17 protein-coding genes and 1 pseudogene are annotated in these 15,989 nt (G+C 40.9%); 9 read left to right on the top strand and 9 right to left on the bottom strand.

From position 1 onward, the window contains the following. Nucleotides 1-114 precede the first annotated feature (114 nt). The 3 genes from FTV09_RS10865 (at nucleotide 115) to FTV09_RS10855 (ending at nucleotide 3,127) form a co-directional block, all read left to right on the top strand. Nucleotides 115-1,263 carry a LysM peptidoglycan-binding domain-containing protein gene (locus FTV09_RS10865; protein WP_180058311.1) on the top strand — a complete coding sequence of 383 codons (1,149 nt, stop codon included), beginning with the start codon at nucleotides 115-117 and terminating at the stop codon, nucleotides 1,261-1,263. A gap of 94 nt (nucleotides 1,264-1,357) precedes the next feature. Continuing rightward, nucleotides 1,358-2,527, top strand: coding sequence for a DNA-processing protein DprA (gene dprA / locus FTV09_RS10860; protein WP_180058310.1), 1,170 nt, complete (start codon nucleotides 1,358-1,360; stop codon nucleotides 2,525-2,527). 30 nt (nucleotides 2,528-2,557) lie between these two features. Further along, a complete protein-coding gene (locus FTV09_RS10855) occupies nucleotides 2,558-3,127 on the top strand; it encodes an L-threonylcarbamoyladenylate synthase (RefSeq protein WP_180058309.1) in 570 nt (189 codons plus the stop codon). A gap of 430 nt (nucleotides 3,128-3,557) precedes the next feature. On the opposite strand, the gene FTV09_RS10850 is transcribed toward FTV09_RS10855, so the two are convergent. Further along, entirely contained in the window at nucleotides 3,558-4,448 is an 891-nt protein-coding gene (locus FTV09_RS10850; RefSeq protein WP_180058308.1) for a DMT family transporter, read from the bottom strand. 124 nt (nucleotides 4,449-4,572) lie between these two features. Between FTV09_RS10850 and FTV09_RS10845 the strand changes: the two genes are divergently transcribed. Next, on the top strand, nucleotides 4,573-5,319 hold the full coding sequence (locus FTV09_RS10845; protein WP_180058307.1) for an AraC family transcriptional regulator: 747 nt from the start codon (nucleotides 4,573-4,575) through the stop codon (nucleotides 5,317-5,319). Between the two features lie 22 nt (nucleotides 5,320-5,341). On the opposite strand, the pseudogene FTV09_RS10840 reads toward FTV09_RS10845, so the two are convergent. Continuing rightward, nucleotides 5,342-6,207 (bottom strand): annotated as a pseudogene (locus FTV09_RS10840) (DMT family transporter). A 287-nt stretch (nucleotides 6,208-6,494) separates the two neighbouring features. On the opposite strand from FTV09_RS10840, the gene FTV09_RS10835 reads away from it, so the two are divergent. From FTV09_RS10835 to FTV09_RS10820, 4 genes are all read left to right on the top strand, one after another. After that, nucleotides 6,495-7,040, top strand: coding sequence for a glutathione peroxidase (locus tag FTV09_RS10835; protein WP_180058306.1), 546 nt, complete (start codon nucleotides 6,495-6,497; stop codon nucleotides 7,038-7,040). A 225-nt stretch (nucleotides 7,041-7,265) separates the two neighbouring features. Beyond that, nucleotides 7,266-7,619 carry an RcnB family protein gene (locus FTV09_RS10830; protein WP_180058305.1) on the top strand — a complete coding sequence of 118 codons (354 nt, stop codon included), beginning with the start codon at nucleotides 7,266-7,268 and terminating at the stop codon, nucleotides 7,617-7,619. Nucleotides 7,620-7,775: 156 nt separating this feature from the next. Beyond that, entirely contained in the window at nucleotides 7,776-8,396 is a 621-nt protein-coding gene (locus FTV09_RS10825) for a hypothetical protein (protein WP_180058304.1), read from the top strand. 137 nt (nucleotides 8,397-8,533) lie between these two features. Next, a complete protein-coding gene (locus tag FTV09_RS10820) occupies nucleotides 8,534-9,547 on the top strand; it encodes a pirin family protein (RefSeq protein WP_180058303.1) in 1,014 nt (337 codons plus the stop codon). A gap of 67 nt (nucleotides 9,548-9,614) precedes the next feature. Here the strand turns inward: FTV09_RS10820 and FTV09_RS10815 are convergent, their stop codons facing one another. Continuing rightward, a complete protein-coding gene (locus FTV09_RS10815; RefSeq protein WP_257222879.1) occupies nucleotides 9,615-9,938 on the bottom strand; it encodes a hypothetical protein in 324 nt (107 codons plus the stop codon). A gap of 195 nt (nucleotides 9,939-10,133) precedes the next feature. Between FTV09_RS10815 and FTV09_RS10810 the strand changes: the two genes are divergently transcribed. Then, nucleotides 10,134-10,574 carry an AAA family ATPase gene (locus FTV09_RS10810; RefSeq protein WP_180058302.1) on the top strand — a complete coding sequence of 147 codons (441 nt, stop codon included), beginning with the start codon at nucleotides 10,134-10,136 and terminating at the stop codon, nucleotides 10,572-10,574. A gap of 1 nt (nucleotide 10,575) precedes the next feature. Here the strand turns inward: FTV09_RS10810 and FTV09_RS10805 are convergent, their stop codons facing one another. The 6 genes from FTV09_RS10805 to FTV09_RS10780 all read right to left on the bottom strand — a co-directional run bounded on the left by FTV09_RS10805 (nucleotide 10,576) and on the right by FTV09_RS10780 (nucleotide 15,977). After that, nucleotides 10,576-10,881 (bottom strand): hypothetical protein, encoded by a 306-nt coding sequence (locus FTV09_RS10805; protein WP_180058301.1) that lies wholly within the window; start codon nucleotides 10,879-10,881, stop codon nucleotides 10,576-10,578. Between the two features lie 146 nt (nucleotides 10,882-11,027). After that, nucleotides 11,028-11,447: a F0F1 ATP synthase subunit epsilon gene (locus FTV09_RS10800; RefSeq protein WP_180058300.1), complete on the bottom strand. Its 420-nt coding sequence runs from the start codon at nucleotides 11,445-11,447 to the stop codon at nucleotides 11,028-11,030. A 26-nt stretch (nucleotides 11,448-11,473) separates the two neighbouring features. Then, the gene (atpD, locus tag FTV09_RS10795) at nucleotides 11,474-12,868 is read right to left on the bottom strand and encodes a F0F1 ATP synthase subunit beta (RefSeq protein WP_067762731.1); all 1,395 of its coding nucleotides are present in this window, start codon (nucleotides 12,866-12,868) and stop codon (nucleotides 11,474-11,476) included. A gap of 26 nt (nucleotides 12,869-12,894) precedes the next feature. Next, entirely contained in the window at nucleotides 12,895-13,764 is an 870-nt protein-coding gene (gene atpG, locus FTV09_RS10790) for a F0F1 ATP synthase subunit gamma (RefSeq protein WP_067762732.1), read from the bottom strand. Between the two features lie 86 nt (nucleotides 13,765-13,850). Then, complete coding sequence (gene atpA / locus FTV09_RS10785) at nucleotides 13,851-15,395, bottom strand: F0F1 ATP synthase subunit alpha (protein WP_180058299.1); 1,545 nt, start codon at nucleotides 15,393-15,395, stop codon at nucleotides 13,851-13,853. A gap of 45 nt (nucleotides 15,396-15,440) precedes the next feature. Beyond that, on the bottom strand, nucleotides 15,441-15,977 hold the full coding sequence (locus FTV09_RS10780) for a F0F1 ATP synthase subunit delta (RefSeq protein ID WP_180058298.1): 537 nt from the start codon (nucleotides 15,975-15,977) through the stop codon (nucleotides 15,441-15,443). Between the last annotated feature and the right edge of the window lie 12 nt (nucleotides 15,978-15,989).

Below are 15,989 nucleotides of genomic sequence, written 5' to 3'. Positions count from 1 at the left end.
GTTGAATTTCCTTGTCAGACATAGTGATCAACATCTCTAATTTATATCCAGTCCATGATGGTAAAAACCATCATAAACTAGACATTTTTATTGGTGAGAATATAGACACTTTAAATGGTTTCTAACAGCATGCCAACTTTTAGTGCCTTGGGGTTTAAAAAGCAATTATTGGCGCTTACCGTGTGTGTAAGTGTGGGGATGGGTATGATCAGTGTTGCTGAAGCTGCCCCTGCCCGCAACGTCAATCCACCTTCTTTAAAAGCCGGCGCACCACAGGTCTATGTGGTGAAAAAAGGCGATACGCTTTGGGATATATCAAAACGCTTTTTAAAAAATCCAGTTCGCTGGCCTGAAATCTGGGCAAGTAATAAACACGTTAAAAATCCTCATTGGATTTTCCCAGGCGACCGCCTATTAATGTGTACTTACAATGGTCGACCGATCATTGGTAAAGATGAAGGTGATGGCTGTGAAGGAATCATTCGTCGCTATACAGGCGGCACCAAACTTCAGCCTCAAGTTCGTGTTGAATCATTAAACAGTGCCATTCCTGTTATCCCATTAGAATATATCAAGCAATGGCTTGAGCGCAGCATGATCGTTGCTCCTGAGTCTATTGAAGGTACACCATATATTCTGGGTACTGCCGATCAACGTGTATTGGCTGCCAAAGGTCAAACTGTATATGCACGCGGTCAAGGCATGCAAGTTGGTCAACGCTACGCCGTTTATCGCGAAGGCGAACCGTACATTTTCACTGATGCTAATGGTAAAAAATACAATGCTGGTTTAGAGCTCACTCAAGTGGCTTCTGGTGTTGCTGTTCGCGGTGAGAATGACATTACCACATTAGAATTGACTGACACTTACAATGCTGAGGTTCGTCGTGGTGACCGTGTCCTTCCTGAATACGACCCAATGCTGCCAACATTGTTCTACCCAACCAATGCAGATAATGTGACTGCTGGTGGTAGCATTGTTCGCGTTATGGGCTCTATTGGAACTGCTGCAATTCACAGTGTAGTAACCATTGACCGTGGTAGTTTACAAGGCGTTCAATCTGGTCATGTATTTAGCGTGAATCAAAAAGGCGAAATCGTCACAGATCCGAAGACCAAAGAACGTGTTCAACTTCCGGGGCAACGTATCGGCAACATTATGGTCTTCAAAACATTTGATAACCTCAGTTACGCATACGTGCTAGAAAGTGAATTACCAATTAAAGTTGGTGCGAGCATTCAGCCACCACTGATGGACGACTAATCCTAAACATGGATCATCAATGAGGCTGACATACAGCCTCATTTCATTTTTAAAAAATAAAAAACATAAAAAGAAGACGGCAAAAGGTCTCTATATGCTTCATGCACTCACTCCTCTGCAACTCGATTACATTCGCCTGTGGTTTCTTGTACAGCACTCGCTCACGAGTTTTTATAAGATTCAGCAGCATTTTCCTTCCCTGCAACATGCCCTAGATCCAAAACAATATGAAACTTGGCAAATGCTGGGGATTCATAAAAATCACTTACAACGCTTTCGTGATTTTCAACAAGATGCGAGTCAACAACAATTCGAAAAATGCCTTGTTCAGATTCAAAAAGATTGTGACTTTGTAATCACTCAATGTGATCCCGCCTATCCACAGCAACTACAGCATTATCAGGACAAGCCACCACTGTTATTCGGTCAAGGTAATATTCAAGCTCTGATTCAGCCCCAAGTTGCGATCGTTGGCAGTCGCAAACCAAGCCCACATGGACGTCAAGTTGCCTATGACTTTGCCTATTATTTAAGTGAACAAGGCTTTTATATTTGTAGTGGTTTAGCCCAAGGAATTGATGAAGCCGCACATCGTGCTGCACTACAACACCAACATACTCTTGCGGTTATGGGCACAGGGTTAGAACAGACTTATCCAAGTTCTAATCAAACACTTCGACAAGACATTCTGAAGCAGAACGGTACCATCATCACTGAATTCTTACCCTTTACTCCTCCCCTACAGCACCATTTTCCTCGTCGCAACCGTATTGTCAGTGGCTTAAGTTTGGGTGTGATTGTTGCTGAAGCAACCTTAAAAAGTGGTTCACTCATTACCGCCAAATTAGCTGCAGAACAAGGTAAAACTATATTTGCCATTCCAGGTCATATATACAGTGAACATCATCAAGGCTGCCATCAACTGATTCGTGATGGTGCAATTTTAATTGATCATCCTCAACAAGTGATTGAAGAATTAGCGCTTGCAACGCAATGGCAAGCCGAAGCTGCAAACAACACCTTTGAAAAGAATAATATTGATCAAGCAATTTCATCCTCAACACAACACATTCCCGATGACTTAATTTCGGTATATTTACAATTAGACTGGGTCGGTCAAGATCTGGATCAATTGTCTATTCATTTGAATATGGATGCTGCAACGCTAACAGGAAAGCTGATGGAATTAGAGCTTTTAGGACATGCGATTCAACAGTCTGGACATTACCTACGTTGTCGGATGGGCAAATTAGGTTCACAATAGCCCTTTGTTAAACAAATGAAGGGCCGAGAAATGATTACCACCTCTGTTGCCGAAGCAGCTTCCTGTCTCAAAAAAGGTCAGGTACTGGCATATCCTACAGAGGCTGTTTGGGGCCTAGGCTGTGATCCCTATAATGAGCAAGCCTTTCACCAAATCTTAAAGTTAAAACAGCGCCCAATTGAAAAAGGTGTCATTTTACTGGCAGCAAATGTGGCACAAATTGAACATTTACTCCAAGGCTTAAGCCCAGAAATGCGCGAAAAAGTAATTGCCTCATGGAGTAATCGTAAACCCACTGAACGTGCAACCACTTGGTTGTTACCTGCAGGTGAACATATCCCAAGCTGGATCAAAGGCAACCATCCTAAAGTAGCCGTTCGCGTTACCACCCACTCTTTATGTGTCGCTTTATGCCAAGCATTTAATGGTTTTATTGTTTCGACCAGTGCCAACCCTGCAGGATTAAATCCGGCACGCTCTTTACAAGAAGCCAGTCAATATTTTGCCAATGAACTAGAGTATTTAAATGGTGATTTAGGCTTAAGCCAAGAGCCAAGTCAAATTATTGATGCTGAAACTGGAGAAATCATCCGCGCTTAATTGCGGGTGATCAATGAACGTAATCATTAAATTTTAGACAAAAAAAAGCTCAGCCATATAGGGACGGCTGAGCATAAAAAAGGATGTGCATTAATCACATCCAGAGGGTCTTTAAAACTCTGGGTGAACAATCCAAGTAATTCATCATCTGAACTTGATCATTTACGATGAAGGCATTATGTAATATTTTTTTATATTTAACAAATAGATTTTTTATATAAATCTAACTAATACAAATGCAATTTATTCATGTTTTATAACCATTTAATAAAAATATGTATCTATTTTTGATAAACTTTTAAGACGAGCATTTACTTTTTTAATTCAAAAATGCGCTAAAAACTACACTTTCAAAAGATTTGTTCTATGAAATAACATATCTCGTTTGTTGTTTTTTTAAGCAATATTTCTGATTAATTTTTTTCAAAAATTACCCTTTCACTTTGCGCTGCGCCAATATTACCCCACCAATTGCCATGACGGTTCCAATACTGTGGTAAAACATCCACTGTTCACCCAACCAAAAATATGCAATCAAAGCAGTAAAAACGGGTGTGAGATTCATAAAAATACTGGTTCGATTTGGCCCGAGTTGCTGCACAGCAAGCATCCAAACCAATGGTGCAATTAAAGATGGAAAAATACCCGCATAAAATACACTTGGCGCATTTTTCATATTAATGGCATCAATACCGAGGTAGAGCAAAAAAGGTAGGTGGTAAAGCAAAGCAAAAAAAATCTGCACATAAAGGCTCAGTAACAACGGAATTTGTAACTGCCATTTCTTCAGAAACACCCCATAAAAGGCATAAAAGAACACGGCAAAAATCATCATGATGTCGCCAAGATGCCCACCCATTTGCAGTAAATTTGAAAAATCGCCCTGAGCAACCACAAACAGCAACCCAGTAAATGAGATCAAACAGCCAATTAATGCGTAAGGGCTCGGAATATCCTTGAGCAACATAAAAGAAACAGCAATAGTAAAGACAGGAATAAAAGCATTAATAATCCCCATATTCGTTGCCGTCGTATAATGTGCTGCGGTATAGCCCAACCCTTGATAAAGCACCATACCAAATGCACTGAGTACGGCCAGTTGCTTCCAGTATCGCTGAATTAATTCGCGTTGTTGCCACACTGTTTTTAGCATGAAAGGGGTTAAAATAATAAACGCCACGAACCAGCGATAAAAACTAATACTGACTGGTGAAATATAATCCGTCACATAGCGTGTTACAGTAATATTCAACGACCAGATAAAAACAGCAACCAAAGGTAAAAGAATGGCAAATTTCGTCCATCGTGGCTGAACTTGCATACGCCCTCCTTTGAGCCTTGAATGCATACAAATGTCATCTGGTTATTGTGCTGAATGTCGGTTTTAATTGAAATACATCATTTCAGACATTTATACCGTAGTTTAGACACAGCAACAGGGACGTATGCACAATTTTATCGAGCAGGATATTGAGTTATTCGAAGCACACTACATACAAAGTGACACGGTATATCCTCATTGCTGCCTGTGGGGAGATTTTAATTTTTGCTTAAATGGTGTGTTTGAATATGAAATTGCGGGACAACATCATCTCTCGCCTGCAAGCTATGGTCTTTGGATTCCACCACAAACCGAGCATTGTTCTTTTGCCATTGATGATCAACCGATCCGATATGTTGCGATTCGTCTAGCCCCACATTTATGTCAAAAATTTCCAAAGCAAACAGAGGTTTTTAGCATTCAACCTTTCTTCCGTTTGTTGGTGGAAGAAACGCTATCACTATCTGCACAACCCGATGAAATAGAACGTTATCGCCATTTACTAAAAGTGTTGTTGGATCAATTACTTCATGCACCAAAGCATCAGCATTACTTGCCACAAAGCCATCATGTGGTGCTAAAACCCATTTTAGAATTTTTAGCACGATCCGAACATTTTGTATTGAGCTTACAACAATGCCTTTCCCAATTTTCGCTAAGTGAGCGTCAATTACTACGTCTAAGCCAAACTGAACTCAATATGAGTTTAGCCGAGTGGCGCAACCGCGCAAAAATTGTATACGCCATTCAAAAACTCAGAATGGGTGTCTCTATTAAGGCATTAGGCATTGAGCTCGGTTATCAACATAGCTCAAGTTTTATTACTTTTTTTAAACGCTATACCGGAAAAACACCACACCAACATCGCTAGGCAGATTCAAAAAAAGACATTTTCAAACTTTACGCTGTGCCAAAATTACGCCAAATATCGCCATCAAAGTGCCAATGGTATGATAAGACATCCACTGCTCGCCCAAATAAAAATAAGCTACTATAGCCGTCAATACTGGTGCCAAATTGGTAAATATACTTGATCGGTTCGGCCCCAATGTTTGCATTGCTTTCATCCACATAAATGGTGCAACAATCGAGGGAAGCAATGCGGCATAGAGTACAGGCTGATAATTCTGACCATTGAGAATTTCAAGTCCGAAATACATTAATAATGGGATATGCATCAACAAGGCCAGCAACGTTTGCATAAAAAGACTTGCAGCAAGCGTAATAGGCAATTTCCAATAACGTAGTAATACCCCGTACAACGCATAGGCAATGACCGCAATAATCATAAGCCCATCACCAAAATGAAAGCCGCCGTGCAATACAGTAAGCAATGAACCTTGACCAATGAGATAGAACAAACCAGAAATTGAAATCAAACTCCAATCACTGCATAACGGTTTGGTTTCTCTGCCAGTACCAGCCAACTCACCAAAATGGTAAAGATCGGAATAAATGCATTAATAATGCTCATATTGGTTGCGGTCGTACTGTGTCCAGCCCAATAAGACAGACATTGATAGACCAACATAGCCAATGAACCCAACACAGCCAACTGCCAAACGTGATGTCGTATTTGAATACGCTGACGATAGAGTGCCGAATACACAAATGGCAGCATCACAATAAGTGCAATCAACATTCGCCAAAAACTAATACTGACAGGCTCAATGACCGATGCTGCATATTTGGTTACCACCATATTAATGGCCCAAATCAGCACTGGAATCATAGGAAAACTATAAATCCACAATGGCATGGCGCTTGAATTTGAATCAGATGAACTGGCTTTAAACATACGGCACAGAATCGATTTAATTGCGACTATAGTAATCAAAAATTCAATTCATATTGTGCTGATTTGGGCCATTAATTTTCAAAGTTTTGAATAAATAAATCGGCCAATGAAATAGGTATTTCCCCTTCTGCAACAAAAGCACTAAACACTACAAAAAATATGCGAAAAGCTAGATGATAAAGACTTGCCGTGACGATGTTTTCCCTTTAAAACAGGATGGGACATAACGACATCTATTAGGAATTATTATGACGGCTTCTGTATATAACATCCCCGTTAAAACGATCTCTGGTGAAGAGACCACATTAAATCAATATGAAGGTAAAGTTTTACTGTTAGTGAACGTTGCATCTAAATGCGGCCTTACCCCACAGTATGAAGGTCTAGAAAAACTGTACAGCACTAGCAAAGCACAAGGTTTAGAAATTTTAGGTTTCCCAGCAAATAATTTCTTAGCGCAAGAACCCGGTTCGGATGCAGAAATTCAAGAATTTTGCTCACTGAATTATAAAGTCGACTTCCCGCTTTTCTCAAAAATTTCTGTTGCTGGCGACGACAAACATCCTTTATATCAAACATTAATTCAAGCAATTCCTGAGCGTATTGGTGAAGGCCCATGGTGGAAAGACTTAGTCGATTATGGTTTAACACCTAATCCAAAACCTGAAGTCCTTTGGAACTTTGAAAAATTCTTGGTGAATAAAAAAGGTGAAGTAGTGGCACGCTTTGCACCAGACATTACTGCAGAAGACCCTCGTTTACTTGACGCGATTCAAGCAGAACTTGAAAAGTAAAATGAATATTCAATAATTTGTAACATCAATGTAAATATCTACAGCGCTGTAGATATTTACATTTTTTTATTAAAATCAAAAATCTAATAAATTTCACCCATTTCGAAACTTCTTCACAGTTTGCTCATTATTTTTATATTTGAACAACATTCCTTTCACTATTTATCAATCACTTAGTCCTATCATCAAGTCATAAACAAACCGCTATAACAAATTGGTGAATAAATGAATACTCTCGTGAAAGCTATTGTTTTATCTCTTTCAACTGCATTGGTTGCTGCACCGGTTATGGCTGCGCCACAAGATCATCAACCAAAGAAAATGCAATTTCAGCAACATAAAGCTTCAACGCATCAGCATAAGCAACAAGCTGATAAAAAAGTGTTCAAACCATCGAAAGATTGGAAAATTGGCCACAAAGTTCCAAGCCAATACCAAACTTCGAGCTACAAGTTCAACCAAAATCAAAAAAAACATTTAAGTAAAGCCGGTAAAAATCAGCATTGGATTAAAGTGAATGGTGATTACATTCTGATTAATGATAAAAGCCACAGCATCATCAAAATTGTGCGTGGTTAAGATTTTATATCTCGGTGAAGGAGGAGGGCTAAATGCCCTCTTTTTTTTAACATCTGTAAGAGTCAATTTTTTTGTTATTGCTTTGCAACATTCTATTTTTAATCCACATTTAGCCCCTATATTCAATTCATAAAGACTGAATTTAGTGATAATCGAATGAAAAAACTTGTACAGAATGCCCTTGTTCCGTTTGCCATTTTTACAGGTGTTTTGGTTTTAATTGGCTGCGAGCCTGCAACTACACCTGAAAATAATCAGCTGGATGCGAATAGCTCTGAACAAAGCATTTCTGCTACAGATACGCAAAATGCGCCAAGCAGCACAACTCAAAATTCAACTCAACTGAAAAGCGGCAATATGTTTTATATCGTAAGAGATGTGGCTGATATGCAGCTCAAAGCTGGAAGTTATGTTGAGCAGCTCAAGCAGACACAAGCAGATCTTGAATCGGCGGTAAATACTCAAGATCATATCCAACTGCAAAAAGCCGCTGATCAGTTACAGCAACAGTTGAAAGGCTTCAATAGTGCCTTAAACGAGCTAAATTTAAAAAGTACTGAAATTGAGTCAATTCGTACAAACCTACAAACTGCCAATCAACAAGTTTTAGCTTCGCCGTTTTTAAATGGTCAGGTTGATTTGAGCAAAGTTGACTTTCAAAAAATTAAAAATCAAATGGGCAACATTCAATCTGAGATGATTAAACTCGCAGGGATGTTGATTCAAGATAAATCAACCAGCAATGATAATGCAGCTGAAATGGATCAAAATACCTAATATCCATTTTTATGCTCTGAACGACGAAGAAAATGCACCCACGCCATTGGGTGCTTTTTCTTACAGTTGCATTATAGAACAAGAGATACAATCGCTTTAAATTGATCATAAATAAAAATGATTGAGATGGAGTTTGTATGTCTAGCCCGGTGATTTATAACATTACACCAATTACTTTTCGTTTAGATCTAAAAGATCCTTTCTTATTTACTGCACATCATATTGATCACTTTCCTGCTGGCAATAGCGTGATGGGGCCGCAAACCGCCGCAACGCAAGATGAATTCAATATGTATTATGGCGATGTGGTGCCCGGTTTTCCTGAACATCCACATACCGGTTTTGAAACCATTACTTTGGTTGAACAAGGCTATGTAGATCATTTTGATTCATTAGGTAACGGGGGACGCTATGCCACAGGTGATGTCCAATGGCTCTCAACAGGCAATGGCGTAGAACACTGTGAAATGTTTCCACTATTACATGAAGATAAGCCCAATCCTTTTGAGTTATTTCAAATTTGGTTTAATTCCTCTGCAGAACAGAAAACACATGATGCCGACTATAAAATGTTTTGGCGTGAAGAAATTCCACATGTATTTGAAACAGATGCTGACGGAAATAAATCAGATATCCGTGTCATTTCAGGAAAATTTAAAGAGACGGATGCCATCGCACGGCCACCACACTCTTGGGCCGCAGCACCTGAAAATAAAGTTAATATCTATTTAATAACATTGCAGCCTGGCGCCGAACTATCTATGCCTGCAACAACAGCAACGTCTAATCGCTTCGCTTACTTTTATCAAGGCAATACCTTAGATATCGAAGGCCAAACCGTTCAATTTAAACATCTTGTTGAGCTACAATCAGATGCTATTGTGCATTTAAAAGCGGGGAATTTAGAAGCACGTATCTTATGGCTTGAAGGTGAACCGATTAATGAACCAGTTGCCATGCGTGGTCCTTTTGTTCTAAATACTCAGCAAGAACTCGATGATGCCTTCCGACGCTATCGTGCAACCCATTTCGGCAACTGGCCGTGGGATACACCTGCGCCCGTGTTTAAACGTGAACAAGCACGTTTCGCCAGTTACGAGGGCGGAAAACGCACCGAATATCCTGAACAAAATAATGCCGCAGCCACTTAATATCTATGCATTAAGTGAGCTTGATCCAATTCATAGCTATTGTAATTTTATCCTGCCCAAGCGCGCGTTAAATATCTTGTTTAAAACGTGTTTGGGTAAAGTGGTATGTTTCAGGTAAAAATAAGATTAAACGTATTTTTTGAGGCACTAAACCTTCGACCGACATTTTATGCAAATAGGCACCATTTTTTGTACGGGCCATCAATGTCCCCCGCTCTAAATCTGCCTCTAAGCGATTATCGGTATAAACATAATGATTTTGCGCCGTGAAAGCCACACAATGGTTATAGGCTTGACGCAAATTTCGGAAAGCTTGTAGATAAGGAATATTTAGTTCAATGCTCATCCCATTATTCACCGATGCCCCCACCAAGGCCGCTTCAGTCGGCATATTCGGCCTGCTCACATATTGGTTCTGACAAGCAGTTAAAAAATTGAATAAAGATATTCACCATAAAATATTTAAATTTTTCAATTCGTAGAACTTTTCTCTTCTTACTCTCAACCTCTGCAGAATTGTAGCAAACTAACCAACATGCTTTAATGTGGATGATCTTTTCAACAGCATCATGATGACTAAAAAATTATGCAACTCATCATATTTACTGGCGTACAAGCCTCAGGAAAATCCAGTTATTACTTGCTAAATTTATATCACAGCCATTTACGCATTAACTTAGATATGCTTAAAACTAGACACCGTGAAAATATGATCTTTGAAGCAGCTCTAGCTTCAAAAACAAAAATGGTGATTGATAATACCAACCCAGATCGAATGTCCCGTGCACGTTATATTCAACGTGCACTTGATGCTGGCTTTGAAGTACATTCTTATTATTTTGAAACTGAATTAAGCAGTAGTTTAGAAAGAAATCGTCATCGTGTGGGTAAAGCTAATATTCCAGAAGTGGGTGTGCGTGCGACCTACAAAAAACTGGAAATTCCAAAGTTAGACGAAGGGTTCGATGCGATATTCAAAGTCAAAATCATCGGTAATGGCGAATTTTCAATCGAGCAATCCAGCTGATTTATGCAGTATTTTGGCTATCTTGCCATATTTTAAAAGCGGCTTGCATCGCTTGTCTTTCATAGGGCTTTACCAGTCGACTTTCCAATGAGGAAAAGTCACCTTTATAAGCTGCTGCGACCATTGACTTGGCTAACTCTTGAATACTGACACGACCCCGATGTTCATATTGTTGTACTTCTTCATGGGTGAGTTCAACATCCCAACACGACACCACAGAACTCATGTCGACCGCAATACTTAAATAATATTGATCAAAATCTTGATAAAGTTCCCAAAAGTGTGGCTCAAAAGCAATGAGATTCATGGCAGGCAGCGAGATAAAAGAATGGAATTAATGTACGCCTCTTTTTGCATATTTTCTATACAACTTTAGATTTATCTGTTTATTTACCATAATTTAGGCAGAAAAAAACCACCCTTTCGGGTGGTTCTTCAATCTCGAACTGCGTCTTATTGAGCGCGGTTTTTGATTTTGCGGATGGTTTCCAACTGAGCAGCAGTTTCTGCAAGAGCAGCAAGCGCAGCAGCAGAGTCCAAATCGCTCTTTTGATTTGCAAGCAATTGTTCAACATGTTTACGTGCTTCAATAATTGCAGCTTCATCTAAGTTTTCGGCACGGACTGCAGTATCTGCAAGAACCGTAACGACGTGCGGTTGAACCTCTAGAACACCACCAGATACATAGATTAACTCTTCTGTACCATTTTCAAGCAGAACGCGAATTGCGCCCGGCTTGAGTAAAGTTACCAACGGAGCATGTCCAGGCATAATACCTAACTCACCGCCAGCACCTTTAGCAATTAGCATAGTTACAGTGCCAGAGTACAAAGACTCTTTAACACTTACAACGTCACATTGCATAGTCGCCATGAGAATCTCCTAAATTAGGGAACTAATTAAAGTTTCTCAGCTTTAGCAATCACTTCGTCAATACCACCAACCATGTAGAACGCTTGTTCTGGGATGTGGTCGTATTCACCAGCTAGAAGACCTTTAAAGCCACGAATTGTTTCTTTAAGCGGTACAAGTTTACCAGGAGCACCAGTAAACACTTCAGCTACGTGGAACGGTTGAGAGAAGAAACGTTGGATCTTACGTGCACGGTATACAGTAAGTTTGTCTTCTTCTGCCAATTCGTCCATACCAAGAATTGCGATAATGTCTTTCAATTCTTTGTAACGTTGAAGAACGTTTTGAACTGAACGAGCGATTTCGTAATGCTCAGCACCCACTACTAGTGGATCTAACTGACGTGAAGTTGAGTCAAGTGGATCGATCGCTGGGTAAATACCAGAAGATGCGATGTCACGGCTCAATACTACAGTAGCATCTAAGTGAGCGAATGTAGTTGCAGGCGATGGATCTGTTAAGTCATCGGCAGGTACGTATACCGCTTGGATTGACGTAATAGAACCAGACTTAGTCGATGTAATACGTTCTTGTAGAACACCCATCTCTTCTGCAAGAGTTGGCTGGTAACCTACAGCTGAAGGCATACGACCTAAAAGTGCTGATACTTCAGTACCCGCAAGTGTATAACGGTAGATGTTATCCACGAACAATAGAACGTCACGGCCTTTACCATTTTCGTCTTTCTCGTCACGGAAGTACTCAGCCATAGTCAAACCAGTCAACGCTACGCGTAAACGGTTACCCGGTGGCTCGTTCATCTGACCGTAAACCATCGCTACTTTGTCAAGTACGTTAGAGTCTTTCATCTCGTGATAGAAGTCATTACCTTCACGAGTACGCTCACCAACACCAGCAAACACAGATAAACCTGAGTGAGCTTTAGCGATGTTGTTGATCAACTCCATCATGTTTACAGTTTTACCAACACCGGCACCACCGAACAGACCAACTTTACCACCTTTAGCGAATGGGCAAAGTAAGTCAATGACTTTAATACCAGTTTCTAAAAGGTCGGTAGAAGCAGCTTGTTCAGCGTAAGAAGGCGCTTGACGGTGAATTGGTAAACGCGCTTCTGTAGCAACATCACCAGCTTCATCGATAGGGCGACCAAGAACGTCCATGATACGGCCAAGAGTCGCTGTACCTACAGGTACAGAGATCGGAGCGCCAGTATTTGTTACGTTCAAACCACGTTTAAGACCTTCAGTAGATCCCATCGCAATTGTACGAACTACGCCATCACCAAGTTGTTGCTGAACTTCTAATGTAGTTTCAGTACCGTCAACGTGGAGAGCGTCATAGATCTTAGGAACGCTGTTGCGTTCAAACTCGACGTCGATAACCGCGCCGATGATCTGAATGATACGACCGCTACTCATTGCTGTCTCCTCAATTCAAAATAATGTTAAACGGCAGCGGCACCACCAACGATCTCAGAAATTTCCTGAGTAATCGCGGCTTGACGCAGCTTGTTATAAATAAGTTGTAGGTTCTTGATCAATTCACCAGCGTTATCAGTTGCAGCTTTCATTGCAACCATACGAGCAGACTGCTCACACGCGATGTTTTCGATCACGCCTTGATACACCACAGACTCAATGTAACGAACCAACAAACCATTTAATAGCTCTTCAGCTTCTGGCTCATAGATATAGTCCCAACCGTATTGACGATTTAGACCCTTGTCTTCTTCAGCCGCAGCTAAAGGTACAAGTTGTTCGATTTTTTGATTTTGAGTCATGGCATTGACAAAGCCGTTTGACACTAGATAAATACGATCTAACTCGCCTTTATCATAAGCATCCAACATAACTTGTACAGAACCAGCTAACTGTTCAAGACTCGGCGCATCACCAACCTGAGTTGTTGCACCAAGCACTTTACCGCCGTAGTTTTTAAAAAACGAAACCGCTTTTTGACCAATTAAAGCAAATTGAACTTCAATTGACTGCTCTTGTTGCTGCTGAACGTGTTTTACCACTTTCTTGAACAAGTTAATGTTCAAACCACCAGCAAGGCCACGATCTGAAGACACGATGATATAGCCAACGCGCTTAACTGGGCGTTCAACCATATAACGGTGTTTGTATTCAGGATTCGCTTGTACCAAATGAGCAATTACACGGTGCATATTTTCGGCATACGGACGGCCTTGAGCCATGCGCTCTTGCGCACGACGCATCTTAGAAGCTGCTACCATCTGCATCGCTCGAGTAATCTTTTGCGTGCTTTTGATACTAGCTACTTTGGCGCGAATTTCTTTTAAATTTGCCATACGCTTAACCTAGTATTCAAAGGCCCTTTCGAGCCCTCGAAGGTTGATCCGTGAACCAAACCAACACTAATTAGCAAGTTGCTAAATTAGTAAGTTTGAGTCGCTTTAAAGCTTTCAATACCTGCTTTGATTGCTGCTTCGATTTCTTTATCGTAAGCACCAGTCTCGTCAATTTTTTGCATTAACGCAGCATTTTCTGAACGGAAGTAAGCAATTAACGCAGCATCAAATGCAACGATTTTCTTCACTTCAACGTCAGCCATGTAACCTTCGTTAGATGCATAAATTGAAACAGCTTGGTCAGCAATTGAGTAAGGAGCATATTGTTTTTGCTTCATTAACTCAGTTACACGTTGACCATGTTCAAGCTGCTTACGAGTTGCTTCGTCAAGGTCAGAAGCGAACTGAGCGAATGCAGCTAATTCACGATATTGTGCTAGTGCAGTACGGATACCACCTGACAATTTCTTGATGATCTTAGTTTGCGCTGAACCACCAACACGAGATACAGAGATACCCGCGTTCACAGCAGGACGAATACCTGCGTTGAATAATGATGTTTCAAGGAAGATCTGACCATCAGTAATCGAAATTACGTTCGTTGGTACGAATGCAGATACGTCACCCGCTTGAGTTTCAATAATCGGCAATGCAGTTAATGAACCAGTTTGGCCTTTAACTTCACCGTTAGTGAATTTCTCAACGTAGTCAGCAGATACACGAGAAGCACGTTCAAGTAGACGTGAATGTAGATAGAACACGTCACCTGGGTAAGCTTCACGACCTGGTGGACGGCGTAAAAGCAATGAAATTTGACGGTAAGCAACAGCTTGTTTAGACAAGTCATCATAAATGATAAGCGCGTCTTCACCGCGGTCACGGAAGTATTCGCCCATTGTACAGCCAGAGTATGGAGCCAAGTACAACATTGCTGCTGGATCGGCTGCAGCTGCTGCTACAACAGTTGTATACGCCATAGCGCCAGTTTCTTCTAGCTTGCGTACTACGTTAGCGATAGTCGATTGTTTTTGACCGATTGCTACGTATACACATTTAATGCCAGAGTTTTTCTGAGCGATAATCGCGTCGATCGCCATTGCTGTTTTACCAGTTTGACGGTCACCAATGATCAACTCACGTTGACCACGGCCTACTGGGATCATTGTATCTACTGATTTATAACCAGTTTGTACAGGTTGATCCACTGATTGACGCCAAATTACGCCTGGTGCTACTTTTTCAACAGCATCAGTTAATTTTGCATCGATCGGGCCTTTACCATCAATCGGGTTACCCAAAGCATCTACTACACGGCCTAAAAGTTCTGGACCAACCGGAACTTCTAATACACGACCTGTGCAACGAGCTTTTTGACCTTCTTGAAGGCTTAAGTAGTTACCTAAAACAACGACGCCCACTGAATCCTGTTCTAGGTTCAGTGCCATACCATAAAGGCCGCCGTCGAATTCGATCATTTCACCGTACATTGCATCAGCAAGACCGTGAATGCGCACAATACCGTCAGATACCATAACAATGGTACCTTCGTTTTTAGCGGTTGCGCTGGTGTCCAGATCGCCGATACGCTGTTTAATGAGCGCACTGATCTCGGATGGATTCAGTTGTTGCATTGCGCTATACCTCAATCTTTTTAAAGTTCAGTCTTCTAAATGCAATTAAGCTAGAAGACGAGTACGCATTTTTTCAAGCTTATTAAGTGCAGAATCATCTATCACTTGGTCGCCTGCACGAATAACTACGCCAGCAATTAGGGCTGGATTAACTTCAACAGTCACGCTTACAGCAGCTTCGAATTTCTTCTCTAATGCATGCGCAAGCAATTGTTCTTGTACTGAAGTTAATGGGAATGCTGATTCAATCACAACATCCACAGTATTGTTATTCTGTGATTTAAGCTGCTCAAATTCTGCTGCAATTTCAGGAAGAAGAACTAAACGATTGTTCTCTGCAAGCAATGTCAAGAAGTTAGACACTGCTGCAGTTTGGTCTTCACCTAAAACTTTAGCGAAAAGAGTCACCTGCTCAGCAGGTGTAAGCTCAGGGCGATTTAGATAAGCTGAAAATGCTTCGTCTTGCACAGCCGCACTAAGCAATTCAAGCACTTGTGACCATGAGTCAGTTGCGCTTTGCTCAGAAGCGAAAGCAAATGCTGCTTTAGCGTAAGGGCGTGCCAACGTCAAGAGTTCAGCCATAATCCGCCTCTC

Source organism: Acinetobacter sp. YH12227, from assembly GCF_013417785.1.
GTDB lineage: Bacteria > Pseudomonadota > Gammaproteobacteria > Pseudomonadales > Moraxellaceae > Acinetobacter > Acinetobacter gandensis.
This window is presented reverse-complemented; position numbering and strand designations above follow the sequence as displayed.

Coding starts and splice junctions, on each gene's coding strand:
- FTV09_RS10810 (WP_180058302.1), top strand. CDS start 10,134: ATGCAACTCATCATATTTACTGGCGTACAAGCCTCAGGAAAATCCAGT.
- FTV09_RS10805 (WP_180058301.1), bottom strand. CDS start 10,881: ATGAATCTCATTGCTTTTGAGCCACACTTTTGGGAACTTTATCAAGAT.
- FTV09_RS10800 (WP_180058300.1), bottom strand. CDS start 11,447: ATGGCGACTATGCAATGTGACGTTGTAAGTGTTAAAGAGTCTTTGTAC.
- atpD (WP_067762731.1), bottom strand. CDS start 12,868: ATGAGTAGCGGTCGTATCATTCAGATCATCGGCGCGGTTATCGACGTC.
- atpA (WP_180058299.1), bottom strand. CDS start 15,395: ATGCAACAACTGAATCCATCCGAGATCAGTGCGCTCATTAAACAGCGT.
- dprA (WP_180058310.1), top strand. CDS start 1,358: ATGCTTCATGCACTCACTCCTCTGCAACTCGATTACATTCGCCTGTGG.
- FTV09_RS10780 (WP_180058298.1), bottom strand. CDS start 15,977: ATGGCTGAACTCTTGACGTTGGCACGCCCTTACGCTAAAGCAGCATTT.
- FTV09_RS10865 (WP_180058311.1), top strand. CDS start 115: ATGGTTTCTAACAGCATGCCAACTTTTAGTGCCTTGGGGTTTAAAAAG.
- atpG (WP_067762732.1), bottom strand. CDS start 13,764: ATGGCAAATTTAAAAGAAATTCGCGCCAAAGTAGCTAGTATCAAAAGC.
- FTV09_RS10825 (WP_180058304.1), top strand. CDS start 7,776: ATGAAAAAACTTGTACAGAATGCCCTTGTTCCGTTTGCCATTTTTACA.
- FTV09_RS10815 (WP_257222879.1), bottom strand. CDS start 9,938: ATGCCGACTGAAGCGGCCTTGGTGGGGGCATCGGTGAATAATGGGATG.
- FTV09_RS10835 (WP_180058306.1), top strand. CDS start 6,495: ATGACGGCTTCTGTATATAACATCCCCGTTAAAACGATCTCTGGTGAA.
- FTV09_RS10855 (WP_180058309.1), top strand. CDS start 2,558: ATGATTACCACCTCTGTTGCCGAAGCAGCTTCCTGTCTCAAAAAAGGT.
- FTV09_RS10850 (WP_180058308.1), bottom strand. CDS start 4,448: ATGCAAGTTCAGCCACGATGGACGAAATTTGCCATTCTTTTACCTTTG.
- FTV09_RS10845 (WP_180058307.1), top strand. CDS start 4,573: ATGCACAATTTTATCGAGCAGGATATTGAGTTATTCGAAGCACACTAC.
- FTV09_RS10830 (WP_180058305.1), top strand. CDS start 7,266: ATGAATACTCTCGTGAAAGCTATTGTTTTATCTCTTTCAACTGCATTG.
- FTV09_RS10820 (WP_180058303.1), top strand. CDS start 8,534: ATGTCTAGCCCGGTGATTTATAACATTACACCAATTACTTTTCGTTTA.